The organism is Paenibacillus sp. J14, from assembly GCF_000518465.1.
In the GTDB taxonomy this organism is placed as follows: domain Bacteria; phylum Bacillota; class Bacilli; order Paenibacillales; family Paenibacillaceae; genus Fontibacillus; species Fontibacillus barengoltzii.
This window is the reverse complement of the sequence record NZ_JADQ01000018.1, coordinates 13,904-38,391: the sequence shown is the minus strand read 5'-3', so window position 1 is coordinate 38,391 and position 24,488 is coordinate 13,904. Positions and strand designations below refer to the sequence as shown.

Genomic DNA, 24,488 nt, shown 5'->3' with positions numbered 1-24,488 from the left:
GCGCTTACATTTTTTCCTATTTGAAGGCTCCTCCTTTCTTGCCACAAATCATACCATTCTGCTGGGAGCTTCGGCTTTCCCGAAATTAAAGAACTTTCCTTGGTTATTTTAGAAGGTGAAGGTGCGTTTAAGAGTTCTGTCTTCTTCAGCACAGAGGTTAGAAAATGGCTCCTATTTAGGCACTCATGGGTTTGACTGCTCTTAACCATCCTAACGCGTAAATCCAGCCCTGTGTTAACGATCTAACTTGTTAAAGTCATCTTGACTTTCAAAATCCGAATCGCTACGATGTTCTGGTTGTGAGAGCAGAAACATGGTGGAGAGAGGTTTGAAGTTGGAATGAAGATGAGGAAGTATGCCGCGGATATTGCAGTCTTAATTGTAGGGGCCTTTTTATTTGCGCTGGCGGTCAATTTGTTTATCATACCGAACGACTTCGGTGAGGGAGGCGTCACGGGGGTCACGATCATTTTGTACTACCTGTTCCAGTGGTCGCCGTCGCTGGTCAATATCGTGATCAACGGGGTGCTGCTGATTGTCGGGTACAAATTTCTGGATCGGCGGACGACGATCTATACGATCATTGCGGTGGCGTTTAACTCGTTGTTCCTGCATTTGACGGAGAGCTGGCGAATCGCTTCAAACGAGCCTACCATTAACGCGGTATTCGCCGGCGTATTTGTAGGTGTTGGTATCGGTCTGATTGTCCGGGTCGGCGGGACAACGGCGGGGACCGTGATTTTGGCCCGGATCGCCAATAAATATCTGGATTGGAATATCAGCTACGCGCTGTTGTTTTTTGATTTGATCGTGGCGTTCTCTTCTTATTTCATCATTGGCCCAGAGAAGCTAATGTTGACGATCATTAACTTGTATATAGGCACGAAGGTGATGGACTTCATGATCGAAGGACTCAATCCCAAGAAAGCCGTCACCATCATTTCCGAGAAGCAGGACGACATCGCCGAAATGGTCGTCACCGAAATGGAGCGAGGCGTTACCGTCCTCTCAGGTCATGGTTACTATACGAAGAACCCGAAGGAGGTCCTTTATATCGTGATCAGCAAGCAAGAGGTATCCACCTTGAAAAAGATCGTCCGCTCTATCGACCCCTCCGCCTTTCTGACGATCCACGATGTGCGGGATGTGTTTGGGGAAGGGTTTTTGGATATTTCGAAGTGAGAATTATAGTTAGATATTTGAAGTGGTTGAAATATATCCCTAAAATGAACCGTCAGGATAATCTCCCTGATGGTTTTTTTCTTAAAAACACAATTTTGATGTATTGACAACGAATAGATAATAAATATACTTTTATTAAAAGCATTTAAAAAAGTATTATTTAAAATGAAGTTCAAAAGAATGAAGGATAGCGAACGTGGAGAAACCGCAAAAATAAAGAAGCGGGGAGGGAGAGTATGGGAGAACCCATCAAGCTTAGGGTATCTCAAATTGAAAAGTCATTTCCCGGGGTCAAAGCGCTGAATAAGATCGATTTTTCCGTCAAGAAGGGGACGGTGCATGTTCTTTGCGGCGAGAATGGAGCGGGGAAATCCACGTTAATGAAGATCATCAACGGTGTGTATCAGCCGGATGCGGGTGAGATTTATCTGGATGGGAAGCTTGTGAAAATTGGCAGTCCGCTGCAGGCGCGCCAACTAGGGATATCGATGATCTTCCAGGAGTTGAATTATGTGGCGGAGATGTCCGTGGAGGAAAATCTTTTCCTGGGCAGGCTGCCGGTCAATCGCTTAGGGAAGGTCAACTGGAAAGAAGTCACCCGCCAAACCCTTCAACTGCTGCAAGCAGAACAGCTGCCCTATGACCCGAAGACGTTGCTTAAGGACTTGACGGTTTCGGACATTCAGATGCTGGAAATTATGAAAGCGGTATCAAACCAGGCGGAGCTCATCATTATGGACGAACCGACATCGGCCATCACGCAGAAGGAGGTCGACCGGCTGTTTGCGAAGATTCGTGAGCTCAAAGCCAGAGGCGTCAGCATCATTTACATCTCGCATAAGCTGGACGAGATTTTTCAGATTGCCGATGAAATCACCGTGTTCCGAGACGGGACTGTCGTGGACAGCAGACCCAAGGAGGAGCTGGATATTGAGACCGTGATCAGCTTGATGGTCGGACGTCAGCTGAAGGATACGTATCCGAAGGTGAAGGCAGCGATCGGGGAGGAAATTCTCCGAGTCGATGGACTATCCCGCAATGGCGTATTTCGCGATGTAAGCTTCTGCGCTCGGAGAGGCGAAATCATTGGTTTCGCGGGGCTGATGGGAGCGGGACGGACCGAGGTGATGCGCTCCTTGTTTGGTCTCGACCCGTTAACCTCCGGGACGATCCGGATTAAGGATGAGTATGTGACCAAGCCCACTGTACAAGGCAGTTTAGAGAAAGGGATGGTCATGCTGTCGGAGGATCGGCGGCGGTACGGAATTATTCCGGTTCGTTCCGTGCGGGAGAATACCACGTTGTCCGTATTGGGGCAGGTGTTCTACGGATTACGGCACCGTCCGAAGAGAGAGCAGGAGCTGGTCAAAGGGATGTTCGACAAGATGAGAGTGAAAACCCCCTCTTTGGAAACGCCCATTGCGTCACTCAGCGGCGGGAATCAACAGAAGGTACTGCTTAGCAGGTGGATGCTGCTTCAACCGGATATTCTGATCTTGGACGAACCAACCCGGGGGATCGATGTCGGGGCAAAATATGAAATTTACAAGCTGATCGGCGAACTGGCCGAACAGGGTAAAGCGATTCTTATGGTTTCCTCCGAACTGCCGGAATTGATCGGGATGTGTGACCGCATTTACGTGATGGCGCAAGGTCAGGTAACGGGGGAGCTCGGCCGCGAGGATTTTTCCCAGGAGACTATTATGAGATATGCAACTGGAATGATGACCAGCGAGGTGAAATAGATGGATGCCACTCTTCATATCTGGCAATTAATCAAGCGGAAATACAGTATCTACCTGGTGCTGCTCGTGCTGTTTCTGATCTGTACGTTCGCGAATCCCAACTTTCTCTCCGTTACGAACTTAACGAACGTATCGACTCAGTTGGCGGTGACGACCATACTTGCATTTGGTGCCACGATCCTGATCATCTGCGGTATGTTGGACCTGTCCGCGGGCTCTGTACTGGCATTATCCGGGGTTTTCGCTGTATCTGCATATAAGTCGACCGGTTCGATGCTCCTGGCCGTGTTGGTTGGCATATTGACCGGCGTCGTTTGTAACGTCATCAACGCAGTGATGATCAGCACGTTCAAGGCGCCGCCGTTTATCGCAACTTTGGCGATGATGGCCATGGCTCGGGGCGTCGCCCTTCACTATACGAAAGGTCAAAATATTCTCCAGCTGGGAGACTTCGTCGTCCTTGGGCAAGGGAAGCTGCTGGGTATCCCGATTCCGGTGTTATTTCTAGCCGCAATTGGCGTGCTGACCTGGTATTTACTCAGCCATACTCGATTTGGGCGATCCGTGTACGCCGTGGGAGGTAATGAGGAGGCGGCGGTTGCCTCCGGAATTAACGTACACAAGATCAAATACACCGCGTTTATCATTAATGGTATTTTTGTCGGAATTGCCGGGGTGCTGTTCATGGCGCGGGTGAATGCAGGTTTGCCCAATGGTGCAGTCAACTATGAATTCACCGCTCTAACTGCTGCTATTATCGGGGGGACCAGCTTCTCGGGAGGCGTTGGTACAGCCGGCGGTACCTTGGTGGGGGCCTTTATTGTAGGGTTCCTGGACAACATCATGAACCTCAGCGGTGTCAATTCCTACATGCAGCAAATTATTCGTGGCGCAATCATTGCCCTAGCGGTTATTTACGATATTCAAACGAAGAAACGGAAAACAAGAAGTCTGCTTGGACGTGTGGAGGATAACCGTCAGACAATTCGGCAGAAGCAATCCAAGGACACTTCGGTTTAAGAAACCAAGGATATCAAATTTAAAATAAAGGATGGATGCAATGTGAGAAAAATTAGATTTTCCACGGGAATGATCTGTTTATTTGCTCTGATCTTGGCTGCCTGCAGCTCAAACAATGGGGCAGCCCCATCCAACGCTTCCTCCAGCGGCGAGACATCCGGCAAAACCTACAAGGTTGCCTACATTGCCCGGGCGCAATCCGATTCGTTCGCAGCATGGCTGGCTAATGCGGTCAAGGATGAGGCTGAGAAATACGAAGATATCAAGTTGGATGTATTCGACGGCGAAGCGAATGACGAGAAAGAGAATTCGTTAATCGAAAATGCGATCACGAACAAATACGATCTGGTGATCGTTCAGCCCAACAATGGTGAGGCCCAGCGCCCTTATGTCGAGAAGGTCGTGCAGGCCGGGATCTTTGCGATTACGACAAATGCCCGGATATCGGGGATCGAAGGGGCTTCTTCTGTAGACGCCCAGCCTTATGAGCAAGCGGCCGTGAATGCCCGGGTTGCTGTGGAACAGGTGCCGCAGAACGCGAAAGTCGTGGTTCTTCAAGGTCCGTCCGGTAATTTCCATGCCGATGAGCGTCGCAAGAGCTGGCAGGCAGAGTTCTTCGATAAACGCCCTGATGTGCAGATTGTCGGTGAGCAGATCGCGAACTGGAACAAGGACGAGGCCATGCGGTACATGGAAGACTGGGTGCAAGCTAACGACAAAATCGATGCCGTCATCTCAATGAATGACAATATGGCTGCCGGAGCCATTGAAGTCGTGAAGGATAACCCGAAATACAAAGATATGCTGGTTTACGGTGTGGATGGGACGGCTGAGGCAGTGCTTCTGATTAAAGAAGGGAAAATGACTTCCACAACGCTGCAAAATGCCTTTGAACTGGCAGAGAAGCTCCTGGATACGAGCCATAAGCTGCTCACCGGTGAAGAGAAGCAAATCGATACGGATATCGGCAATCCGCTCATTAACAAAGAGAATGTCGACGAGTACATTGAGTTGCTGAAGAAGGCCGGCGCAATTCAATGATGTACCCTATAACTTACTAGGAGGAGAAAACCATGCTGAATCGAGTTGCTTATATGACGGGACTACGAGATATGGAGCTTCGGACGAGAGATATCCCTGTGCCGCAAGATCATGAGGTGCTTGTTAAACTGGAATACGTAGGGATTTGCGGCTCCGATGTTCACTATTATGAAAGCGGACGGATCGGCAGCTTCGTGGTTGAGGGGGATTTCATCCTCGGCCATGAATGTGCGGGGACCATCACTGCGGTTGGATCCGCAGTCCGGCATTTGAAGGTAGGCGACCGGGTTGCCCTGGAGCCAGGGCTCACTTGCGGGAAATGCGAATTCTGCAAAACGGGCAGATACAACTTGTGTCCGGATGTGCGCTTTCTGGCCACTCCGCCGATTGACGGGTGTCTGACCGACTATATCGCTTATCCAGCGGATATGGCATTCAAGCTTCCCGATGGGGTCAGCACACGTGAGGGTGCACTTGTGGAACCATTAGCTGTAGGATTGCACGCTGCCAGCCAAGGGCATGTTAAGCTAGGCGATCGCGTCGTGATCTTGGGTGCCGGGGCTATTGGTCTTATGTCGCTGCTGGCCTGTCAAGCCTATGGAGCCTCGGAGACGATTGTGGTTGATGTGATCGAGAACCGGCTGGAATTTGCGAAGAAGTTGGGCGCTACCCGGGTCATCCAAGCCAAACAGGAGGATGTCGTTGCCGTCGTCGCAGCATGCACGGAAGGACAGGGCGTAGATGTTGTGATCGAAACGGCGGGAAGCGAGATCACATTGAAGCAGACTCCGTACCTCGTCAAACGGGGGGGAACCATTGTGATAGTAGGATTCCCGCCTAAGGATATCGTCGAGTATGACTTCATGCAGATTCTATTGAAGGAAGCCCGGATTGAATCGGTGTTCCGTTACCGCAACTTGTTCCCTCCAGCCATTGGAGCGCTGGCGGAAGGGCGGATTGATGTGAAGCCGATGATTACCCACGAGTTTGCATTTGAAGACAGTAAGCAGGCGTTTGACTTCGTCATCGAGAACAAGAACGAGGTCGTGAAGGCATTGATAAAATTATAGCTTTTTATAAAAAAGAAGAGGCGGACGCTTCCCTATGGAATGGGAAGGCGTCCGCCTGTTCGTTGTATTGGGGCCTGTGAAGGTCCCATTAAATCTCGTCGATAAATTGCTTCACCAACTGCAGGGCGGCGCCTACAGCCGTGGCTTCCAGCTTATATTTGCAGCATTGCAAATAAGTTCCATCCGGCTCAAACGTATTCCTGCGGGCCAGAAGCTCCTGAAGCTGGTCGAGGTGCTCGTCCATATAGGCTCCTACATAGCCTCCGACAATGACGTTGCAGTCGTACAGCATTCTTAGATTATTTATCGTAATCGCTAAATAAGAGAGATATTCTTCCCAAAGCGCTTGTTGCACAGGGGCTTTCTCGCGGAGTAAACGGAAAAACTCCGCCATGCTCCCATTTGTACTGTCCGACAAAATCTTCGCAGAACAATAGGCATCGACACAGCCGCGTTGTCCGCAGTAACAGGTTCGTCCGTCCGGCACGATCGTCATGTGCCCGAATTCGCTGCTTCGCTGATTTTGTCCAGGATAAGTGCTGTGGCCAATAATGACGGAACCGCCGACACTGTTATTAAGGGACAAATAAACAACGTCCTCGATGCCTTCCTCATTCCAGAATTCGGCCATCCCTGCGGCATTGGCATCGTTAATCAACACACAAGGATAAGGAATGAACTCCTCAAAGCTGCGGACGCTGCCCCCTTGAAAGTCGATGACAGAGGCGTATTGAACCGTCTCATTCCCATGAGATAAAATCGCCGGCAATGCAATGCCAACGCCAAGCAGCTTCTCCCGGTCGGCTCCGGATTCATCCAGAAATCGCTCCACGTGTTGGCCAATTCCTTCGAAATAAGCACGTTGGTTTATGAACGGATACGTACGGCGTTCATGGTGAATCACGTTACCACCCAAGTCGATCAAAACGATGCCAATATGATTGCGCGTCACGTCTAGTCCTAGTGCATATTTGGCCAGGGGGTTATAGGAGATGGCCTTGGCTTTTCGACCGCCCGTCGATTCAAATAGACCGGTTTCGATGACGAGGTCCCGCTCTTGGAGTTCCTTCAGGTTCTGCGTCACCGTTGGCAGCGAGAGCTGTAAGGTATGAGCGATTTCCTGGATAGATATCGGATCGTGTCGGTATAAGAACTGGTAGATCGTTTTGCGATTGATCTTCTTAACTTCAATGCTGTTAGCGCGTGGAGTCTTCATAGCGAGCAGGTTCACCAACTTTAATAAATGTCTTTTATTAATTACTTTATATTATACAGAACCGTCCAATCTTGCAAACTAATAAAGTCATAGTAGTAACAAAACAACCAGCCCTATCAGTGAAGGACTGGTTGTTTCTTTTATGCTGGGGTTACCCATACACTCGAATCTCAATTACTTCAGAAAACTGCGACCCGTTCGTCTCCTCAACGACCAGCTGGAGGGCTTTGACCGGGACGGCGGTATCCACAGACGGTGTACTCGCTTGCGCCGGCGGTTTGTCAATCCAGCCATGCGGCATGCCTCCTGTGAGATCGCAGGTGATCTTTTCCCCAAATTATTGCATAGGAAAAAAATCCACAGAGGCGTTGCCCCAAATTGCGTGGATTTGTTGCAAAAGGGCGGTGTTGGGGAAGGGGCATGATAAACGACAGATTAACAGACAGGGTTTCATGCTATAATTCACTTATGAATAGGGCCACCCAAAAGTAATGTGAATCTACCTGATGGAAGCTGCCGTATGGGATGTTACAGAAGAGGGGCATTTCACTGGTAATGTGCAGTTCAAAATGAAATAGTAGGAGATTCGTGGTGAAAAAATTTTTTTATGCATTTCGTCATGAATGTGATTAACTTGGTGCGAATCTGAAGTGAACATGATTTTCCTAGGAGGTTCGCACCACAAATTTCTTTTTATTTTTCCATTTTTACCATTAAATTTAAATGAACCGGCCTATTTTCATTCATTATTTTCATAAATTGTTAATTCATAGTTAAAAAATATGCGTGAAATCGCAGTCGCACTCTATATGAGTGCGTAGATCGAAACAGGAGCCGTACTCCGGATGACCGGATTCACTTGTTACTGATTACTCGGGAGTCAAAGTACAGACTGGTCATGGCATTTGTTTGCTTGTGCTCCGGTTGGGAGCGGCTGTTGGTTGATAATTTACAGGATCATAGTCTCGAAGCAATGAATGGTCGCAAGTGTCTTTTTCCAAATAGGAAAAAACTCCGCAAACGCATTGCGGGTATTGCGTGGATTTGTTGCAAAAGGGCGGCAGAATGGAGTGGGGGGGTGTAGATACTAGCCCCTGGAAAACATAGTTTCTTTCCGGAGGCTTTAAGCACCAAAATCTCTGACTTTTGATGCAAAAAGAACGAAATCTCCGAGGTGGTGATCAAGAATGGCCTGGACGATTTCGATTTGTATACTTCGATAATCGTGTACGGCTATGTTACTAAAACCAACCATGGCTTTCAGATTACGGTTAAGTTCTTTGTCAATCACTCCATTATCTAATAGAAGATCAAAAAGCCTCCCGACTGCTCTGAGGGATTCCCCATTTATTTTCTGAGACCAGATGCATGGCTAAATCGATACAAGCTTCACAGGCCCGCTGTAGGTTCAAGATAATGGAATCCTGTTTGGTGTAATTTTCGAGGTTCTCTCGCTTTCCTTCATACTCTTCATGGATCCGTTTCAGGCAACGGTTGATCGTTTCTGTTTTGTTCGCTAGTATATCGCGGTTCAATTGGCTCCCCCTCTCTGGTAATTCTCCATGATTTCTTTGCGCTCGTCGTTAAGCAGGGCATATTCCTTGAGGGCTTGCATAAATGCGGTCTGCCGGACATAAGGCTCGACATCTTGCAATACCTCACCTGTTCCAATGATCTGTGCTTTGAAGACGGGATTCGCCTGGGGAAAATAAATCAGGTCTACCTCACGCCCTACCCGATTGGCTAGTTCAGAAGCAGCCATAAATAGTTCATACGCGGAGTGAGGTGGATCTTCAGAAATATAGGCAATATCTACATCGCTGTCTTGGCGCATCTCCCCCCTTGCTGCTGACCCGAATAATATCACGGTATGCGCATTGAAACGCTCGTTTAAATAATCGATTATGGCGGATATTTGTTGTGGTTCAAGTCTTGGATTAGGCATAAGACACCATCCATTCATTCTGTCAAATTGGAACCTTATCTTGAGCGTATCCAAATGTGCTTGAAAATACAAGTGTTTCGCAGATACGTACCACATGCGGCCACCGATTTTGCTATTCTTTTTTTTTCGATGCCATCCTTTCTGGAATCTCTCTACTACGGTCATCTCATCCCCGAGCAGATGGCCCCCAAAGACCCGCAATACCGCCAACTCAGCAACGCATTATCCGAAGCCAACAATGGCTTGGAGAGAGAAACGATCTGGTGAGGATTTTACCAAATTGAGGCGCTAATCGACTTACAGCAGCAAATTCAAGAGATGGAGATGGCAGCCGCGTTCGCGCAGGGTTTTAGGTTGGGTGTGGGGTTGATGATTGAGGTGCTGTTATTCGTGGAATGAAAAGAGGGGGCAATTTGCCCCTCCTAAAACACCCACAACACCACCCACAACCCCAACAACGTCGCAAACAAAATCGGGATCGTCAGCACGATGTCAACTTTGAAATACGTGCCCCAGGAGATGCGGACGCCCTTCTTGGCGAGGACATGGAGCCAGACGAGAGTGGCGAGTGAGCCGATGGGTGTGATCTTCGGGCCGAGGTCGGTGCCGATGACGTTGGCGTAGATCAGTGACTCGCGGATCGTGCCGGAGGTGGCCGTGTCGGCGATGCCGAGTACGCCGGTCATGACGGCCGGCAGGTTGTTCATGATCGACGATAGGAACGCCGAGATGTAGCCCATGGCCATCGTGGATACGAATAGGCCTTGATCTGCCACCGTTTGGAGGAGCTTGGCCAAGACTTCGGTCAGCCCGGCATTGCCGAGGCCGTACACGACAACGTACATCCCGATCGAGAAGACGACGATGTTCCATGGCGCGCCTTTCATGACGGCCTTCGTATCGACCGCTTGGCTTCGGCGGGCGATGGCCCAGAAGATCAAAGCCACGGTGTCGGCGAGCAAGGATACCGGAAGATGAAGGAACTCGCTCACGAGGTAGCCGATCAACAGGACTCCCATCACCACCCAAGATATGCGGAACAGGCGCTGGTCTTTGATGGCCTCAGATGGTGCTTTCAGCTTGGACGGGTCATAGGTGCGAGGAATACCTTTGCGAAAATAAAGCAGCAGCACCGCCACCGTTGCCCCGAGCGAGAACAGGTTTGGAACAATCATCCGAGCGGCATATTGCGCGAAGCCAATTCCGAAATAATCCGCTGACACGAGGTTCACCAGGTTGCTGACAACCAGCGGTAAAGAGGTAGTGTCCGCGATAAACCCGCTCGCCATAATGAACGGGAAGATCATTTTCTCCTCAAAACTCAAATGGCGAACCATCGCCAGCACAATCGGCGTGAGGATTAAGGCTGCCCCATCATTGGCAAAAAACGCCGAGACCACCGCCCCCAGCAAGCTGACGTAAATGAACATGCGGATGCCGCTGTTTTTTGCAGCCCGGGCCATGTGCAGCGCTGCCCATTCGAACAAGCCGATCTCATCCAAGATCAGCGAAATGATGATGATTGCGATAAACGTTAGAGTGGCGTTCCACGTGATCTGCACGACTTCCCCCACATCGTCAAAGCCGACGACGCCGGCAAGCAGCGCCAACACCGCACCGCCGCACGCGGACCACCCGATATTCAGCCCCTTCGGCTGCCAAATCACAAAGGTTAAAGTCATTCCAAAAATAAGTGCTGCCGCAATGATGTCAAATCCCATCGGTTTCTCTTCTTCCCCCAAAAATCTCTCTCTGTAAACAAGCCGTTTATCATTGTCTCACTGCTTTCCTTTTTTGTACATAGGGTGGAGGGGACTAGCGTCCCAATTCGGAGGATTTCTGATGTCGAATCAAATGAAATTTGGGATCGGCTTGAAGAGCCGGCGGCTGTTTTCTTTTGCTATAGAAGCTCCATTCGATCGAAGACGGAGCATCATTCCCAGCCAAGCCAGGACTAGCCGATGGTTGCTGGCTCTGTTTTACTTGTTATACATCGCATTTCCAAGGTACCGTTTTTTTGTGGTTTCAGTTTGTCCCCGATCCATCAACGACAAGTAATAACATCGTATGACTTCCCCCCTCTCGGCTTGTCACAAGGTGGCGGGTATTTTAAGATGAAAGTAGTTTTCTGAAAGGAACGGGGGGGCGAGAATGGAGTCTCATTTGCCGGGGTTGCCGGTGCAATCGTTGCGCGGGATACCCGAGTTGAAGTATGTCAATGCTGACAACGTGGTTCGCTACCGGGCGATCATGCGTTTTTTCTATCAGGAGTATAAAAGACTGCGGTATTGGCTGAAGCCGGAAGACGTCTTTGAAGCGGTCAAGGCTTGGAACGTGTGGCCGGATTATACACTTGAACTGTGCCAAGGCGACCTGGATCAATTGGTGGAGTGGCAAAACCTGACTGCCCGTCACGACGGTGGACGCTCCTCCACGCTGGAAGAGTATCTCAAAAAGAAGATGCAGTATTTGCTCCGCCCGTATTCCATCGAAATCGAACGGCTGCTGGAGACGCTGGAGAAGGTAACGGGGTATGGCGGTTCGCTGGAAGCTTCCTTATTCGACACGATTGCGGATAAACTGTTTGACATTCGTAGCCAGGTCGGAGAACTGGAGCCGGACGCGGCGCTGGAGCTGTGGAACGTCTTGTACCGTTCGTTTGTTAACCTCCATGAAAATGCGGCGGACTATATCGCTAGCCTGCATACGGCTCGGGCGGAAGAGATGATGGTGACGGAAGCTTTCTTGATCTTTAAGGAAAAGTTGACCGATTACCTGCAAAATTTCGTACAGGCGCTACAGCGGAGCGCTTATAAAATCGAAGGTAATTTGCAGCGAATTAACGATTCGGTACGGGATCTGTTTTTAGAGCAGGTCGTGGAAGGTGAGCTCCGAAAGCCGCGGCTGGAGGACGAACCGGACCGGGAGGAACTGCTGGAAGAACTTCGTCAAGGCTGGACGAATATCCGGCGCTGGTTTGTGGGCGAGGGGGCTGCGCCCAGCGAGCTCACCTTGCTGGAGCGGGCGACGAAGGATGCGATTGCCCGTATTGTACGCAGCGCGATTCGTATTCAGGAACGGAAGCGTTCGGGACTAAGCCGCAAAAAGGAGCTAGAGCACTTGGCCCGCTGGTTTGCTTCGATCGAAACGGTCGAGGAGGCGCACAGGTTGTCCGCATACGCTTTCGGATTGTTCCCGACGAGGCACTTGCAGGGCGAGGATCTGCGCGACTCGGACCGGGCGGACATGTCGTCCTGGGAGGAGCGGCCGATGGTGCGCATGCTGCGTTCGCGCAGCCGCAAGCGCGGAGAGCGTCAGCCGGCGGACGCGGTGCGTGACAACGAGCGGCGGAAGCAGCGGGAGCGGGAAGCGTTCAAACTGCGGCAGGCAGAGGAATGGCGGATGATCGCGGCGTTACTAGAGCGGAGCTCCGTCAAAGTGTCGGAGCTCGGGCCGGTGACGGCCAAGGAGCGGCTACGGTTGCTGCAGTGGATCGGCCGGTGCATGACGACAGGAAATGGCCACTCGTTTGTTACGCCGGAAGGCGTGTTGATTCGGATGAGCAATCCGCGTACGGCGGAGCGGACAATCTTGCACGCGGAAGACGGCGAGTTGGAAATGGCAAACTACGAGCTGCATTTTAGGCTGACGGAAGCGGCGAATGGCTTGGCCGTGGGAACAGCCGCAAAGCAGGGGGCAAACGGGGCCGATATTGCCGCTGCGGAAGCGGCTGCGGCGGCCGATACGGCAGAAGTCGAGGGAGAAGCCGGATCAAGATTTGAATCTAAGGTCCGATCCGAAAACGAGGCGGAAAGGCAGGGGCGGTAGATGGCTGGAGGTGCGCTCAAAAGACTAAGCAAACGGGGAATAAACGCCGAGCAGGCGGCCGAACGAAAGCGCGCGTGCATGCACGCGCTCTTGAACCGTCCGTGGGTTGCAAAGGAGGAAGACCCGGACTTGTATTTTGCCATCCGGGACCATTACGAGGAGCTGCGCGACTGGTTTATGGATAAGGCAGGTTTTCCGCTGATTATGACCCGGACAATCGCCAAGCTGGACAAGACGCCTGTGAAGGCGCACCCGTGGATGGGTTTTCCTGAGTTTCGCGAAAAGCGGGACTACGTTTTTTTTACCTATGGACTGTGGTATTTGGAAGGAAAAACGGAGTTGGACCAGTTCCTGCTCACCGACATCGTGGAGGAAATCCGCGAGCAGATGCTGAGCGCGGGGCTGGAGGCCGACTGGCGGAATTACTATGACCGCTTGTCGATGGCCAGAGCGCTGAAGAAGCTGCGGGCGCTTGGCGTGCTGCACAGCGTCGACGGCGATGAGGGCCAGTGGGCGCAGGACGCGGAGCGCAATGCATTGTACGAGTGTTCGCCTTTGGCCCGATATGTGCTTCGGCGCTTTCCGCGCGATTTGACGGGCTGCTCGCGGCTGGAGGAGTTGGAAGACCCCATTCCGTACGCCGACACACAGGACGGGCAGTCGATGCGGCGGCGGCACCGGATATACCGCCGGCTGCTATTGGAGCCGGCGGTGGTGGACAGGCACTGGGATGAGGAAGATTTGAATTATGTGCTGTGGCAGCGGCGGGCGATCATCGATCAACTGGAAAATATGCTCGGCTGGACCGGGCGGCGTTACCGGGAAGGGCTGTGGTTTTTCCATCCCGAGCTGACCGGCGAGAGCGAGCTGTTTCCGACGATGTCGGCCGCTTCGGATTTGGCGCTGCTGCTTGCGAGCGAAATCCGCAAGGAACTGGCGGAGGGAGGCGTATTGTACGTGGAGGACAACGGCACGGTCCGATTGACCAAGGCGGATATCGAGACGCTTCTGTACAGGCTACAGCTTAAACATAAAGAGTTTTGGAGCAAGGATCTTCGGGAAGCTGCCTCCCAGGAACTGGCGGAACTGTGTATGAACCATTTAGCCGAATGGGGGCTGGGAGAGTGGGAGGGCGAGACTTCGTTCCTGATCTCGCCCGTACTGGCTAGATGGAGTTCGGAATATGCAAATAACGATTTTGATACTTAGGTGTGGTGGATCAACATCCAAACGGGAGGAGTGTAACTGGTGGAACAGCAAATGGTGGAGCAGGAAAGCGGTCTGAGAGCGGACGGGGCTTCCGGTGAAGGCGGCCGAGCGGCCGCAAGGTGGCAGATGCATCGCGTCGGGATTTTGAATTTCTGGTATTACGATGAAGAGGAATTTCAACTCGAGGAAGGCCGGCTGATCTTGCGCGGCGCCAACGGGTCGGGCAAGTCGGTTACAATGCAAAGCTTCCTGCCGCTCGTGCTGGACGGCGACAAGCGGGCGCACCGGCTTGACCCGTTCGGTTCGCGGGACCGCCGCATCGAGTATTATTTGCTTGGCGAGGAGGACGGCGGTAAGACGGATACGACGGGCTACTTATGGATGGAATTCAAGCATGGTGCGACCGGAGCGTACAGAACGGTAGGCATCGGGCTGCGGGCGAGAAGAAACGCGGCCCAGGTGCAGTTCTGGGGGTTTTTGCTGGAGGATGGGCGGCGCATCGGGCGTGACTTCTGGCTTTACGACCGTAATGGATGGCTGGAGGACGGCGTACGCATTCCTCTCGACCGCAAGGAACTGGAAGCGAAGGTGGGAACGGGCGGCCAGGTCGTTTTGGATCAGAAATCGTATCAGGATATGGTGAACAAGCATATTTTCGGGTTCGCGGATACGGATGCTTATCAGGACTTGCTCCAACTCATGATTCAGTTGCGGAGTCCAAAGCTGTCCAAGGACTTCAAGCCGTCGGCGATCTATGAGATTCTCCATCAGGCGCTGCCGCCGTTGATGGAGGAGGAGCTGCGGCCGTTGTCAGAGGTGCTGGAGGACATGGACCAAATGACCGACCGGCTGGACGAACTGAAGCGGCATCGCGCCGAGATGGTGAAGCTGCAGGAGCGGTACGATTTTTACAACAAGCATGTGTTGTATACGAAATCTGAGGACATGTTGGAGGCCAAAGCTGCTTATGATGAAGTCGCTGCCAGAGTAAGAAGGTCCGAAGAGACGCTGGCGCAAGCGGAGGCGGAAAAGGCGGGGGCTGTGACAGAGCGCAGCGGCATCCAGAACCGGTTGCAGGAGATTGCCGTCGAGCGCGAATTGTTGGAGAAGCATGAAGCTATCGGCAAGCAACGGGAGTATGAGGCGGCCGCGGCGGCTTTGGCGGACACGGAAAAGCAGTTGGAACGCGCAAAGGAAAAAGCGGGCAAGGCCCGCATAAAGCAAGAGCAACTTGAGCGCGGGCTGCAGGAGGCCGAAGCCAAGCGGGACACCGCCGAACGGGAGCAACGGGAACTCCTGAACGAGTTGGAGGCGATTGCGGGCGACATGGAGTTTGCCGGGCATGTCGTATATCACCGGTATTGGACAGCGAACGTGCCGGTGGATGATCTGTGGAAAGAGGCGTGGCGAAAAGATCTGCGCACGCATCGCGATGCTGTGGAACGGGGCCTGGCCAAGGCGGCGGAGGAAAAAATGGCGGCTGCGCTGGTCAAGGAAAGCGAAATCGAGTTGGGTGAAGCGAGCCGAGCGCGGGATGAGGCGGAGCGCGAGCGCGGCGAGCGGGATAAGCGGTTTGCTGACAGCAAGGAGGCGTTTAAGGACGAGATTGTCGCCTGGCAAAGCGGGCTACGGCAACTGCCTTTTAATGAGGAGGCGCTGCGCGAGACGTTTGGGGCGCTACGCGAGTACGGACTGGAGCAGACCTCGCTGGAGCCGGTGCGGGGGCCGCTGCTGGACCGGTACGAAGCGGCCCGGGATCGTTTGGTGGCCCGCCGGCTCGATATGGAGAAGCAGCGGAGGGATTTGTTGGCGGAGCGCTCGAGCTTGCAGGAAGAGAAGCGCGGCTGGGAGCAAAGTCGGGAGCCGGAACCCGGGCGCAGCACAGCACGTGCGAAATTCCGCGAAGCTAATGCAGAGCGAGGCGGGGCGCCGCTCTTCGCTGCGTGCGATTTCCGGCCGCACGTAGGCGATGACACCAAGGCGCGGATCGAGGAAGCGCTGGAGCGTTCGGGGTTGCTTGATGCCTGGCTGTCCCCGGACGGCCGGGTGCAGGAGTGTGGCAATGACGATGAAGAAGCCTGGATCGTACCTCGTCCGCAGGAATTCGGCTATACGCTGGCGGACATGTTGGTTGCCGATCCACCAGAGGGAAGCGGGCTCACGGCCGCGGCGATCGATGCGGTACTGCGCAGCTTTTTGTGGGACGAGGAAGGCGGCCTACTGGATGACGGCGACTGGAGCGGCATGATCGCAGCCGACGGCTCTTACCGGCTTGGCCCGCTCGCCGGGAAGGCGGCGGTGAAGGAGCGGGCGGAGTATATCGGCAAGGAGACGCGCCGCCGTACCCGCATGATGGAAATTGCCCGGCTGGGCGAGGCGATCGCCAGATTGGACGCCGTGCTGCGAGAGCTGGACGAACGGCTTGCCGGTCAGGAGGCAGCGGAAAGGCAGTTGGCGGTAGAGCGTGAGCTTTTTCCCGGAGGGGCGGACCTGGCTGGAGCCCTGCGCGAACTACAGGCAGCGGATTATCGGCTGCAGGCTGCGGCCCGGCAGGAAGCGCAGGCCAATGAGCGGTTCAAGGCGAAGTCGGCGCAGTGGCGCGAACTGCAGCGAGAGTTGGTAGAGCTGACCGCGAACTGGACCCGGTTGAAACGCGAGCCGGATCTTGCGGCGGCGGTTAACGCCTTGCGCGATTATGAAGCGTCGCTTTCGGACCTGCATTCCGCCTGGCGGCAGTACAGGGACGCTCACGCGTCTTGGGAGCGGTTCAAGGATGAGTTGGACGCTTTGATCCTGGAACTGGAGGATGAAGAAGCACTGGCGGAAGAGCTCGGCGAGCGGCAGCGGGATCAGCGCGCTCAGGTGGATACGTTGCGGAGGCTGATCGAGGAGTTAGGGTTGGCCGATGTTGCGCGGAGGCTGGAGGAACTGAAGCGCGAGCAATCTGCGTTACTTGTCCGCGTCAAAGAACAGGAGCGGCTGCTCGATGCGGCCAAAGACAAGGCATCCCGGGCGGAAGCACAGCTGGTGCTGCTGCGGGAGCAGGCAGAAGTGCTGCACGTCGAGTTGGAACGAACGCTGGAGCAACTGCTAGCAGAGCTGCGCCAAGGTCTGGTTGACGAGTGGCGGAGCGTAGCGACTGAGGCGGATACAGCGAACGCGGCGAACTCGGGCACAGCCACAACTCGGGCAGTTTTCCTGCAGGCCTCTGCCAAAGAAATTCTGCGGCAATACGAACCCTTGTTTACCGGGCGTAATGCCGAAAACATCGTTAACCGTTTGTTGGAGCAGTTTAATGCCGCGCGCATGCTGCTGACGGAGTATGTGCTGGAGACGGTTGCGGATGAAACAACCGGACGTTTGTTGCTGCTTTCCATGCGTAACCCCCGCCAGCCGCTGCCGCCGCAGGCGTTGCTGGAAGAACTCGAACAGCAGGAAGCGGAGCAAAGCGCTTTGTTAAGTGAGAAAGACCGCGAACTGTATGAGGAAATCATTCTCCGCAGTGTTGGCAAAGCGATCCGGCAGCGAATTCACCGTGCGGAGCAATGGGTGCGGGAAATGAACAAGCTAATGGAGGAGCGAGACACATCAAGCGGTCTTCGCTTGAAGCTTGAGTGGCAACCTAAAGTCGCGGCGGGGGAACAGCAACTCGATGTCTCCGACCTGGTCGAACTGTTGAAGCGGGATTCTCATAGGCTGCGCGAGGACGAAATCGACGCGATGATCGAGCATTTTCGTGGGCAAATCGTCAGCGCAAAACAGGCAGCCCAGGAGGAGCAGGAATCGCTGCGTCAACATCTCTACCAAGTGCTAGATTATCGCAACTGGTTCCAGTTTGAACTGAAATACAAAAAAGGTGAGCAGATTGGTTACCGTCCGCTCACCGATGCGCGCTTCAACGTGCTGAGCGGGGGCGAAAAGGCAATGGCCATGTATATTCCGCTGTTCGCCGCCACATGGTCGCGGTATTCCGACGCGAGAACCGACGCGCCGCGGCTTATTTCTCTTGACGAAGCGTTCGCGGGCGTGGATGAGGAGAACATGCGGGATATGTTCAAGCTGCTGACGGATATGGGCTTTGACTATATGATGACCTCCCAGGTGCTGTGGGGTTGCTACGATACGGTTCCAAAGCTGGCGATTTATGAGATTTACCGGCCGAAGGACGTCGATTTCGTTACCTTGTTCCGCTACCGTTGGAATGGCAAAATCAAGGAATATATAGAAAGCGGTGCAGAAGAATGAGCGGCGGGCGGATGAACGATCGTTCAGATCAGGCGGCCAAAGCCCGGGACTATTTTTCTCGTCCCGGGTTCAAGAGAATGCTCGAAGCCGTCTGGAAGCGATACGCCAGTCTGGAGAAGGCGGGCGGGCACGCCGTCATCAGTAGATCTACTGCAGCGGAATGCGAGGCGATCAATACCTTTTTTGGCTGGTACAAAAAACCGGGGGACGATATCCGAGTACCACTTGCGGATTTTGAACAGGAATTGCTGGAATCGGCATTTACCTTCACGATTACCGAACTTCATGAAGTCCTGACCGGCGAGCCGCTGCGAACCAAATCGGATCGGGAATTGCTGGCGATGCAGGAGTGGGGGAGGTTGTTTGAGACCCTGGAAGCCCAGTTTGCGGAGCAAGGAACGCCACTCCAGCCGGCTGTGGCGGAATGGTTAAGTGGTTTGCGCCACGGCCGTGCAGCCGGTTACCGCACCTTGCGTGAGCTGTGGCGCGCTGCTCCCGAGACGGCGCAAAGAGAGCTGGCGAGTGCCACATGCGCGTGGAACCTGCTGCTTGCGGGGGATGCAACAGCAGGTTTGGGCGAGAACGGTAGCCCACCATCAGCTGTCCGCCTACCGGTGCTGGCCGCGCAAACTACCGGCGATCCGCATGCGCTGGACCGGAACGTCCCGGCAGGGCGGCTGCTGTTCCAGGCCTTACGCTCCAAGGAGCTTGGGAAGCAGTTTGCCGAAACGGATCAAACTGACCCATCAGATCCCGAGGCGATACCCGGCTTGTCATCCGGAGTGGATACCTTGGAGGCGCGGGAGATTTACCGCAGCGCGGGAATTTTTGATGACGACATATCTTCTCTTGTTCATATTTATTGCCCTTGGGACGGCGGTAACGGGCCATATGTTTTATCGTTAAGGCAAGTTGAGATAACCAGCGTGCTTTCTCCGATCACCGATTTTTATGTGGTAGAGAATCCAGCGGTATTTTCCACTTTGGTTGATTTGAATGAAGCCAATGAATCCGCCTATACTGCGGGACCGATGCTAGTTTGCACCAGTGGACCGGCAAGCGCAGCGGCATTGCGCCTGATCGATCGTTATTTGGAGGAAAACCTGGTTTCCGGCCACCTATATTACTCTGGTGATTTTGATGTTAAAGGGATTTCGATCGGAAATGTTCTGGCTTCCCGTTATGGGGACCGATTTACCGCCTGGCGTTTTAACCGGGAAAGTTACATGGAGGGGTGTGCCTTGGCGCTTCCCAATGGCGTAACCTTATCAACAGAAGAGCGGCTTCGTTTGGCTAAGATGCAGGCCATTTGGGATAACTCGCTGTGCAACACGATGCGCGATGTAGGACGTAAGCTATTTCAAGAGCAAATAATCGTAAATTTGATCAATGATTGGCGAAAAGCGGTCATAGGAGGGGAGATCGGCGGCCGTTTGCATTCCAAATGAAGTGCGCAATATCATGCAACGGATGTACAGAATTAAGCTGGACATTTATGAGCGATATGACGTTAAAGTGAAAGCTGTAAATGTATTCTTCTTAAGACCGGTGCTGTGGTTCTGTCTAGGAGCTGCCTCGTGCTGGTCTTATTTTTGTTTTCTGTTCTTTATTCCCATTTCTCGCGCCAACCCTGCATTCCTGTCCATATCGAGCACAAAGGACGTTCTCATTTCGGCACCGATCCCGTATGCTTAAAGTAACTTTGGTGTGGACAAGGACGGAAAGGAAGGTGATCTGCTTGGGGAAGAACAAGATCAATCTGCTGACCAAGCTGTTGATTTCCTATTGGCTTGTGCTGCTGTTTCCGGTGCTGATCATTTTGTTCTATTATTATCCGCAGTCGGCGACGGCGGTGAGAGCGAAGGAAATGGATTGGAACGCTCATATCACGGAGCAGTTCATGACGTCGATGGACACGTTCACGCGATATGTGTACAATCTGCCGTTCGAGCTGGCGCAGAATCGGGAGTTCCGGCTGTACCAGGCGGAGGAGAGCGATTACCAGCGGGTGCTAATTGCGAATGAAATGAAAAAATACAACGCCACCGATGCCTTCATTTACAACACCCTGCTCTATGTGCGAAACATCGGCATGTTATTCTCCAAAACTGGAAGCGCATACAGTTTGGAGGATATGGCCACTCCCGGGATCGGCTTCACCTATGAGGATTGGCAACCCGCCTATATGAAGGAGACGTTGAACACGTTGGACGCGCCTCTCGTCCGGCCGGTGGAGGAGATCGTCATTCCCGGCAACAACCGGGTGCGGATGCTGACCTTTCTGCAGCCGTTGCCGGTCGGCGGGTCCCATTCCCCCGGCGTGGTGATGATCCTGGTCCGGGAGGATACGATTCTCCGCATGATGCGATCGGTGTCCGAGCACTATCTCGGAGACTTTTTTATCCTCGATGGGCAGGGCCAGCCGTTGGTCGCTTCAAACGGTTCGCTGTACCGGAGCTCGGACGATCTGCCGAGTCTGGTGGAGCGAATGGAGCGGGAGAACGGCGGCGATCCCGTCTCCGGCATCCACCAAATCAACGGCACAACGTATATCGTCTCCTATGCGGTTTCGGACAAAAACGGCTGGAAATACGTCAGCCTGCTTCCGCTAACGGAATCGCTGCAGGATTTGCGCGCGATCCAGTTGAAAACCGCGCTGCTGGTCGGCTTCATCCTCCTGCTGGAGGTTATCGTGATTTACGTCTCGATCCGCAACAATTACCACCCGATCAAACGGCTGGTGGAGTTTGCCACCGGCTTGTTCGAGCCGCAGGAGCAAAAGCCGATGAACGAGCTCGAGACGCTCCGCTATACGCTTAGCGGCTTATCCGCCGCCAACAGCCGGCTGGACGAGGAAGTGAAGGGGACGCTTCCCTTGATGCGGGACAACCTGCTGCTCGAGCTGGTGAACGGACACTTCCTCGCTTGGGAGCCGTTCGCGAAGAAGGCGGCAAAGGTTGGGATCGGCCTGGACGGGCCGCTCCTTACGGTGGCCGTTATTTCCTGCGAAGCCGGGACGGAAGCGGCGGAGCGGATCTGGGGCGCTTGCCGAAGCGAAGAAGAGCGGTTTCCCGCAGGCGTGAAGGGGTATTTTTTCAAAAGCATCTATCACCACGAAATCGTGCTGGTCTGCGCCCATGGCGCGAATTTTGCACTCAAAGCGCATTTGGCGCGGCTGAAGGAGGAACTTCAGCGGCAGGCGGGCGACGGCGTCGGAGGAGGCCGGGCCATTATCGGCATCGGTCGTCCTGGCGAAGGGCGGAATCCCCAGGCCGCGCATGTTTCCTATTTGCAAGCGCAGCGCACAGCGGAGCAACTGAGGCTTCGCGGCGACAGCGCCTTGCTATGCTACGACGAGTTCGAAACGCCGTCAGCCGGGACGGTATCCTATTTCGCCGAGCTGCTGCAATCCCTGGAGCTGGCTATTCTGAAAAACGAAGCTGCCCAGGTGGAATCCCTGATTGAACGGCTCGCCGGTTACCTTAGCGGCAACGGGATGTCGCCGCACATGCTGCGCAGCGTGTACTTGAACACGGCCAGCGTGATCTTCAACGGGCTTCAGCGGTTCCGTCAGGACGACCAGAGTCTGCTGCGCCTGACCGACGCCGCGTTTGGGCCCCGCTACACGCTGGAGCAAATGGCCGGAATCTTGCGGGAGAGCGGGGACAAGCTGTGCGAGATGATCCGTGAGACGGTGCCCCAAAGCCGTATGGCTTCCCGGGAGGAATTGCTCGCAGCACTTGAAGAGATGGGCACGGACCCGAATTGTTCCCTGCAGCTAATGGCTGACTATTTCAGCATGTCGGCGTCTAACTTTAGCCATTATTTCAAGAAAACGGTAGGCCAGAACTTCAAGGAGACGCTCGACCGGCTGCGCATCCGGCAAGCTGCACGTTTATTACGGGAAAGCGAAGAGACCCTGGAGGCAATTGCTGCCCAGTGCGGATATACCAACCTCTCCAGCTTTATCCGCTCCTTCAAGAAGATTCTGGGCACCACCCCTGGCCAATATCGGCAAACCCACAAAGGCTAAGCATTCGTATCTATTTCTTTTTGAACTGGAGCCAGATCGGCGTTTTTTGAATATTTACAAAATTTGAATCGGGTTGAAAAGCCCGGTCCCGCAGTCTGGCTGATGACCCTAAAGTAATCGCTTTCAAAAAATGAAAATTGGTCCAAAACCGCCCGTTTACGCAGCTTGGCATTGCCCGTTAAAGTCTATGGTGCCTGGATTGGCCAGGCAAGGCAAAGACGGCGGCAGCCATCGTAGACGGAATCCGCGAAGAAATGTGAACGCTTTCGTACACGGCCGCCGCTCAAATCTAATTTGGGGGGAAAGGGAATGCGAAAAAAAGTAACCGTTTTCATGTCATCCGTGTTGGTCGTGGTGATGCTGCTGGCCGGATGCGGCTCGGGAGGAGGCAATGCCGGCAATACCTCGAGTTCGCCGGATGGCGCAGCCGGTACGCCCGGGAACACCACCGGGGAGAAGGTGAAGCTGACGGCGATCATGACAAAGCACCCATTAACCAAGCCGCTCGCCGAAATGGAGTGGCTGCAACAGGTGGAGGACAAGGCCGGCGTGGACATTGAATGGCAGGAGATCACGGCGGATTGGGGGCAGAAGAAAGGAACGATGCTGGCGAGCGGGGATATCCCAGATCTGTTCATCGGGCCGAACGTAATCACCGACGCGGATTTCGCTCAGTTCCAGGGGTTGTTCCAAGACCTGTCCACGATGCTGGATCAGGCCCCGAACGTGCAGGCCATGTTCGAGGCCAAGCCGGAGACCCGGCTGATCGCTACTCAACCCGACGGCAAAATCTACGGTTTGCCGAAGTACCAGCGGTTTTGGCCGGCCGCGTCCACCAGACAATACATCAACCAGAAGTGGCTGGATCATCTGGGGCTTCAGATGCCGACGAACTGGGATGAGCTGTATGACGTGCTTGTGGCGTTCAAGGAGAAGGACGCGAACGGAAACGGCGACCCGAACGACGAAATCCCGATGGATTGGCCGGGTGGGATTGGCGGCTACTTCAACCCGGCCGTACTGCTTGGCAGCACGGGGATGACCTTGTCCGACGGGAACGCGGAAGGCTACTTCGTCGAGGACGGTCAGGTGAAGAATTACCTGATCGATGACCGGTATAAACAGATGGTTGCCTTCCTGAGCAAGCTGTACAAGGCCGGGTTAATCAACCGGGAAGTGTTCACTCACGATTACACGAAATACCAATCCGTCGCCCGCGGGGAAGGAGATACGGCCAAGGTCGGCTTTACCTGGGGCTGGGTGGCGTCGGACCGATTCGGTGAGCAACTCGCTCCGCAATACACGTCCATGGCCCCGCTGAAAGTATCGGCCGCGGACACCGTAAAGCCCTCCTGGATGTACGATTACTACAACCTGAACTACGGCGTGAACCACATCGTCATGTCGGCCAAAGCGAAAAACAAGGAAGCCGCCATGCGCTTCATCAACGAGCTGTACGACCCCAAGGTCGGCATCCAGGTGTTGTTCGGCTCGATCGGCCCGAATATCCAGGACAACGGGGATGGTTCGTATAGCGTACTGCCGCCGGCCGATGCCAAGATGGACCCGGGTACGTGGAAATGGACGTCGACCATGGCGGACAACGGCGCTTTTTATATCTCGGACGATATGAAGCTGACCCTTGGCAAAGATATGCAAGAGGTGCTTGGCCAATCGGAACCGCTCAAGGAAGCGCTGCAGGTGGACCAGGAGAACGATATTTTCCCGGCGATGTTTATCAAATACTCTACGATGGACAACAACACGTTAAGCCTCAATAATACCAACATCATGAACCTCGCCAACGCTAATTTTGCCAAGTGGGTCACCAAAGGCGGCGTCGAGGCGGAATGGGACGCGTACGTGAAGGAAGCCCAGAAGGCCGGGATCACGCAGAATCTGGAGATCATGCAGAAATACTACGAGGAATACAAGAGCAAAAAGTAAGGGGGCC

The 24,488-nt window shown here is 53.7% G+C and carries 16 protein-coding genes and 1 pseudogene; 12 read left to right on the top strand and 5 right to left on the bottom strand.

Annotation, left to right across the window (positions count from 1 at the left end; all coding sequences use genetic code 11):
- Positions 1–345 precede the first annotated feature (345 nt).
- From M891_RS0108995 to M891_RS0108975, 5 genes are all read left to right on the top strand, one after another.
- Positions 346–1,182 (top strand): YitT family protein, encoded by an 837-nt coding sequence (locus M891_RS0108995; protein ID WP_028538588.1) that lies wholly within the window; start codon positions 346–348, stop codon positions 1,180–1,182.
- 236 nt (positions 1,183–1,418) lie between these two features.
- The gene (locus tag M891_RS25305) at positions 1,419–2,927 is read left to right on the top strand and encodes a sugar ABC transporter ATP-binding protein (protein WP_028538587.1); all 1,509 of its coding nucleotides are present in this window, start codon (positions 1,419–1,421) and stop codon (positions 2,925–2,927) included.
- Positions 2,928–3,947 carry an ABC transporter permease gene (locus M891_RS25300; protein WP_036699839.1) on the top strand — a complete coding sequence of 340 codons (1,020 nt, stop codon included), beginning with the start codon at positions 2,928–2,930 and terminating at the stop codon, positions 3,945–3,947. It begins immediately after the preceding gene.
- Positions 3,948–3,989: 42 nt separating this feature from the next.
- Positions 3,990–4,988 (top strand): sugar ABC transporter substrate-binding protein, encoded by a 999-nt coding sequence (locus M891_RS0108980; protein ID WP_198032023.1) that lies wholly within the window; start codon positions 3,990–3,992, stop codon positions 4,986–4,988.
- A gap of 32 nt (positions 4,989–5,020) precedes the next feature.
- Positions 5,021–6,058 carry an NAD(P)-dependent alcohol dehydrogenase gene (locus tag M891_RS0108975; protein WP_028538584.1) on the top strand — a complete coding sequence of 346 codons (1,038 nt, stop codon included), beginning with the start codon at positions 5,021–5,023 and terminating at the stop codon, positions 6,056–6,058.
- Positions 6,059–6,146: 88 nt separating this feature from the next.
- Here the strand turns inward: M891_RS0108975 and M891_RS0108970 are convergent, their stop codons facing one another.
- The 4 genes and pseudogenes from M891_RS0108970 to mntA form a co-directional block, all read right to left on the bottom strand.
- Positions 6,147–7,274: an ROK family transcriptional regulator gene (locus tag M891_RS0108970; protein ID WP_028538583.1), complete on the bottom strand. Its 1,128-nt coding sequence runs from the start codon at positions 7,272–7,274 to the stop codon at positions 6,147–6,149.
- 151 nt (positions 7,275–7,425) lie between these two features.
- Positions 7,426–7,575 (bottom strand): hypothetical protein, encoded by a 150-nt coding sequence (locus tag M891_RS25540; protein WP_164744094.1) that lies wholly within the window; start codon positions 7,573–7,575, stop codon positions 7,426–7,428.
- 822 nt (positions 7,576–8,397) lie between these two features.
- Positions 8,398–8,809, bottom strand: a pseudogene (gene hepT, locus M891_RS23600) (type VII toxin-antitoxin system HepT family RNase toxin).
- Positions 8,806–9,219 (bottom strand): type VII toxin-antitoxin system MntA family adenylyltransferase antitoxin, encoded by a 414-nt coding sequence (gene mntA, locus M891_RS0108955; RefSeq protein ID WP_009223780.1) that lies wholly within the window; start codon positions 9,217–9,219, stop codon positions 8,806–8,808. Before mntA ends, hepT begins: the two are co-directional and overlap by 4 nt.
- Positions 9,220–9,498: 279 nt before the next feature.
- Between mntA and M891_RS26075 the strand changes: the two genes are divergently transcribed.
- A complete protein-coding gene (locus tag M891_RS26075) occupies positions 9,499–9,618 on the top strand; it encodes a DUF6809 family protein (RefSeq protein ID WP_323079171.1) in 120 nt (39 codons plus the stop codon).
- Between the two features lie 23 nt (positions 9,619–9,641).
- On the opposite strand, the gene M891_RS0108950 is transcribed toward M891_RS26075, so the two are convergent.
- Positions 9,642–10,940, bottom strand: a complete 1,299-nt coding sequence (locus tag M891_RS0108950) for an arsenic transporter (RefSeq protein WP_028538582.1) — start codon at positions 10,938–10,940, stop codon at positions 9,642–9,644.
- Between the two features lie 430 nt (positions 10,941–11,370).
- On the opposite strand from M891_RS0108950, the gene M891_RS0108945 reads away from it, so the two are divergent.
- The 6 genes from M891_RS0108945 to M891_RS0108920 all read left to right on the top strand — a co-directional run bounded on the left by M891_RS0108945 (position 11,371) and on the right by M891_RS0108920 (position 24,481).
- A complete protein-coding gene (locus M891_RS0108945) occupies positions 11,371–13,047 on the top strand; it encodes a TIGR02677 family protein (RefSeq protein ID WP_028538581.1) in 1,677 nt (558 codons plus the stop codon).
- Positions 13,048–14,256, top strand: coding sequence for a TIGR02678 family protein (locus tag M891_RS0108940; protein ID WP_009223784.1), 1,209 nt, complete (start codon positions 13,048–13,050; stop codon positions 14,254–14,256).
- Between the two features lie 39 nt (positions 14,257–14,295).
- On the top strand, positions 14,296–18,501 hold the full coding sequence (locus M891_RS0108935; RefSeq protein WP_084628861.1) for a TIGR02680 family protein: 4,206 nt from the start codon (positions 14,296–14,298) through the stop codon (positions 18,499–18,501).
- An 11-nt stretch (positions 18,502–18,512) separates the two neighbouring features.
- Entirely contained in the window at positions 18,513–19,949 is a 1,437-nt protein-coding gene (locus tag M891_RS0108930; protein ID WP_164744097.1) for a TIGR02679 domain-containing protein, read from the top strand.
- A gap of 290 nt (positions 19,950–20,239) precedes the next feature.
- Complete coding sequence (locus tag M891_RS0108925; protein ID WP_028538579.1) at positions 20,240–22,534, top strand: AraC family transcriptional regulator; 2,295 nt, start codon at positions 20,240–20,242, stop codon at positions 22,532–22,534.
- 309 nt (positions 22,535–22,843) lie between these two features.
- Positions 22,844–24,481, top strand: a complete 1,638-nt coding sequence (locus M891_RS0108920) for an ABC transporter substrate-binding protein (RefSeq protein WP_028538578.1) — start codon at positions 22,844–22,846, stop codon at positions 24,479–24,481.
- Positions 24,482–24,488: the final 7 nt, after the last annotated feature.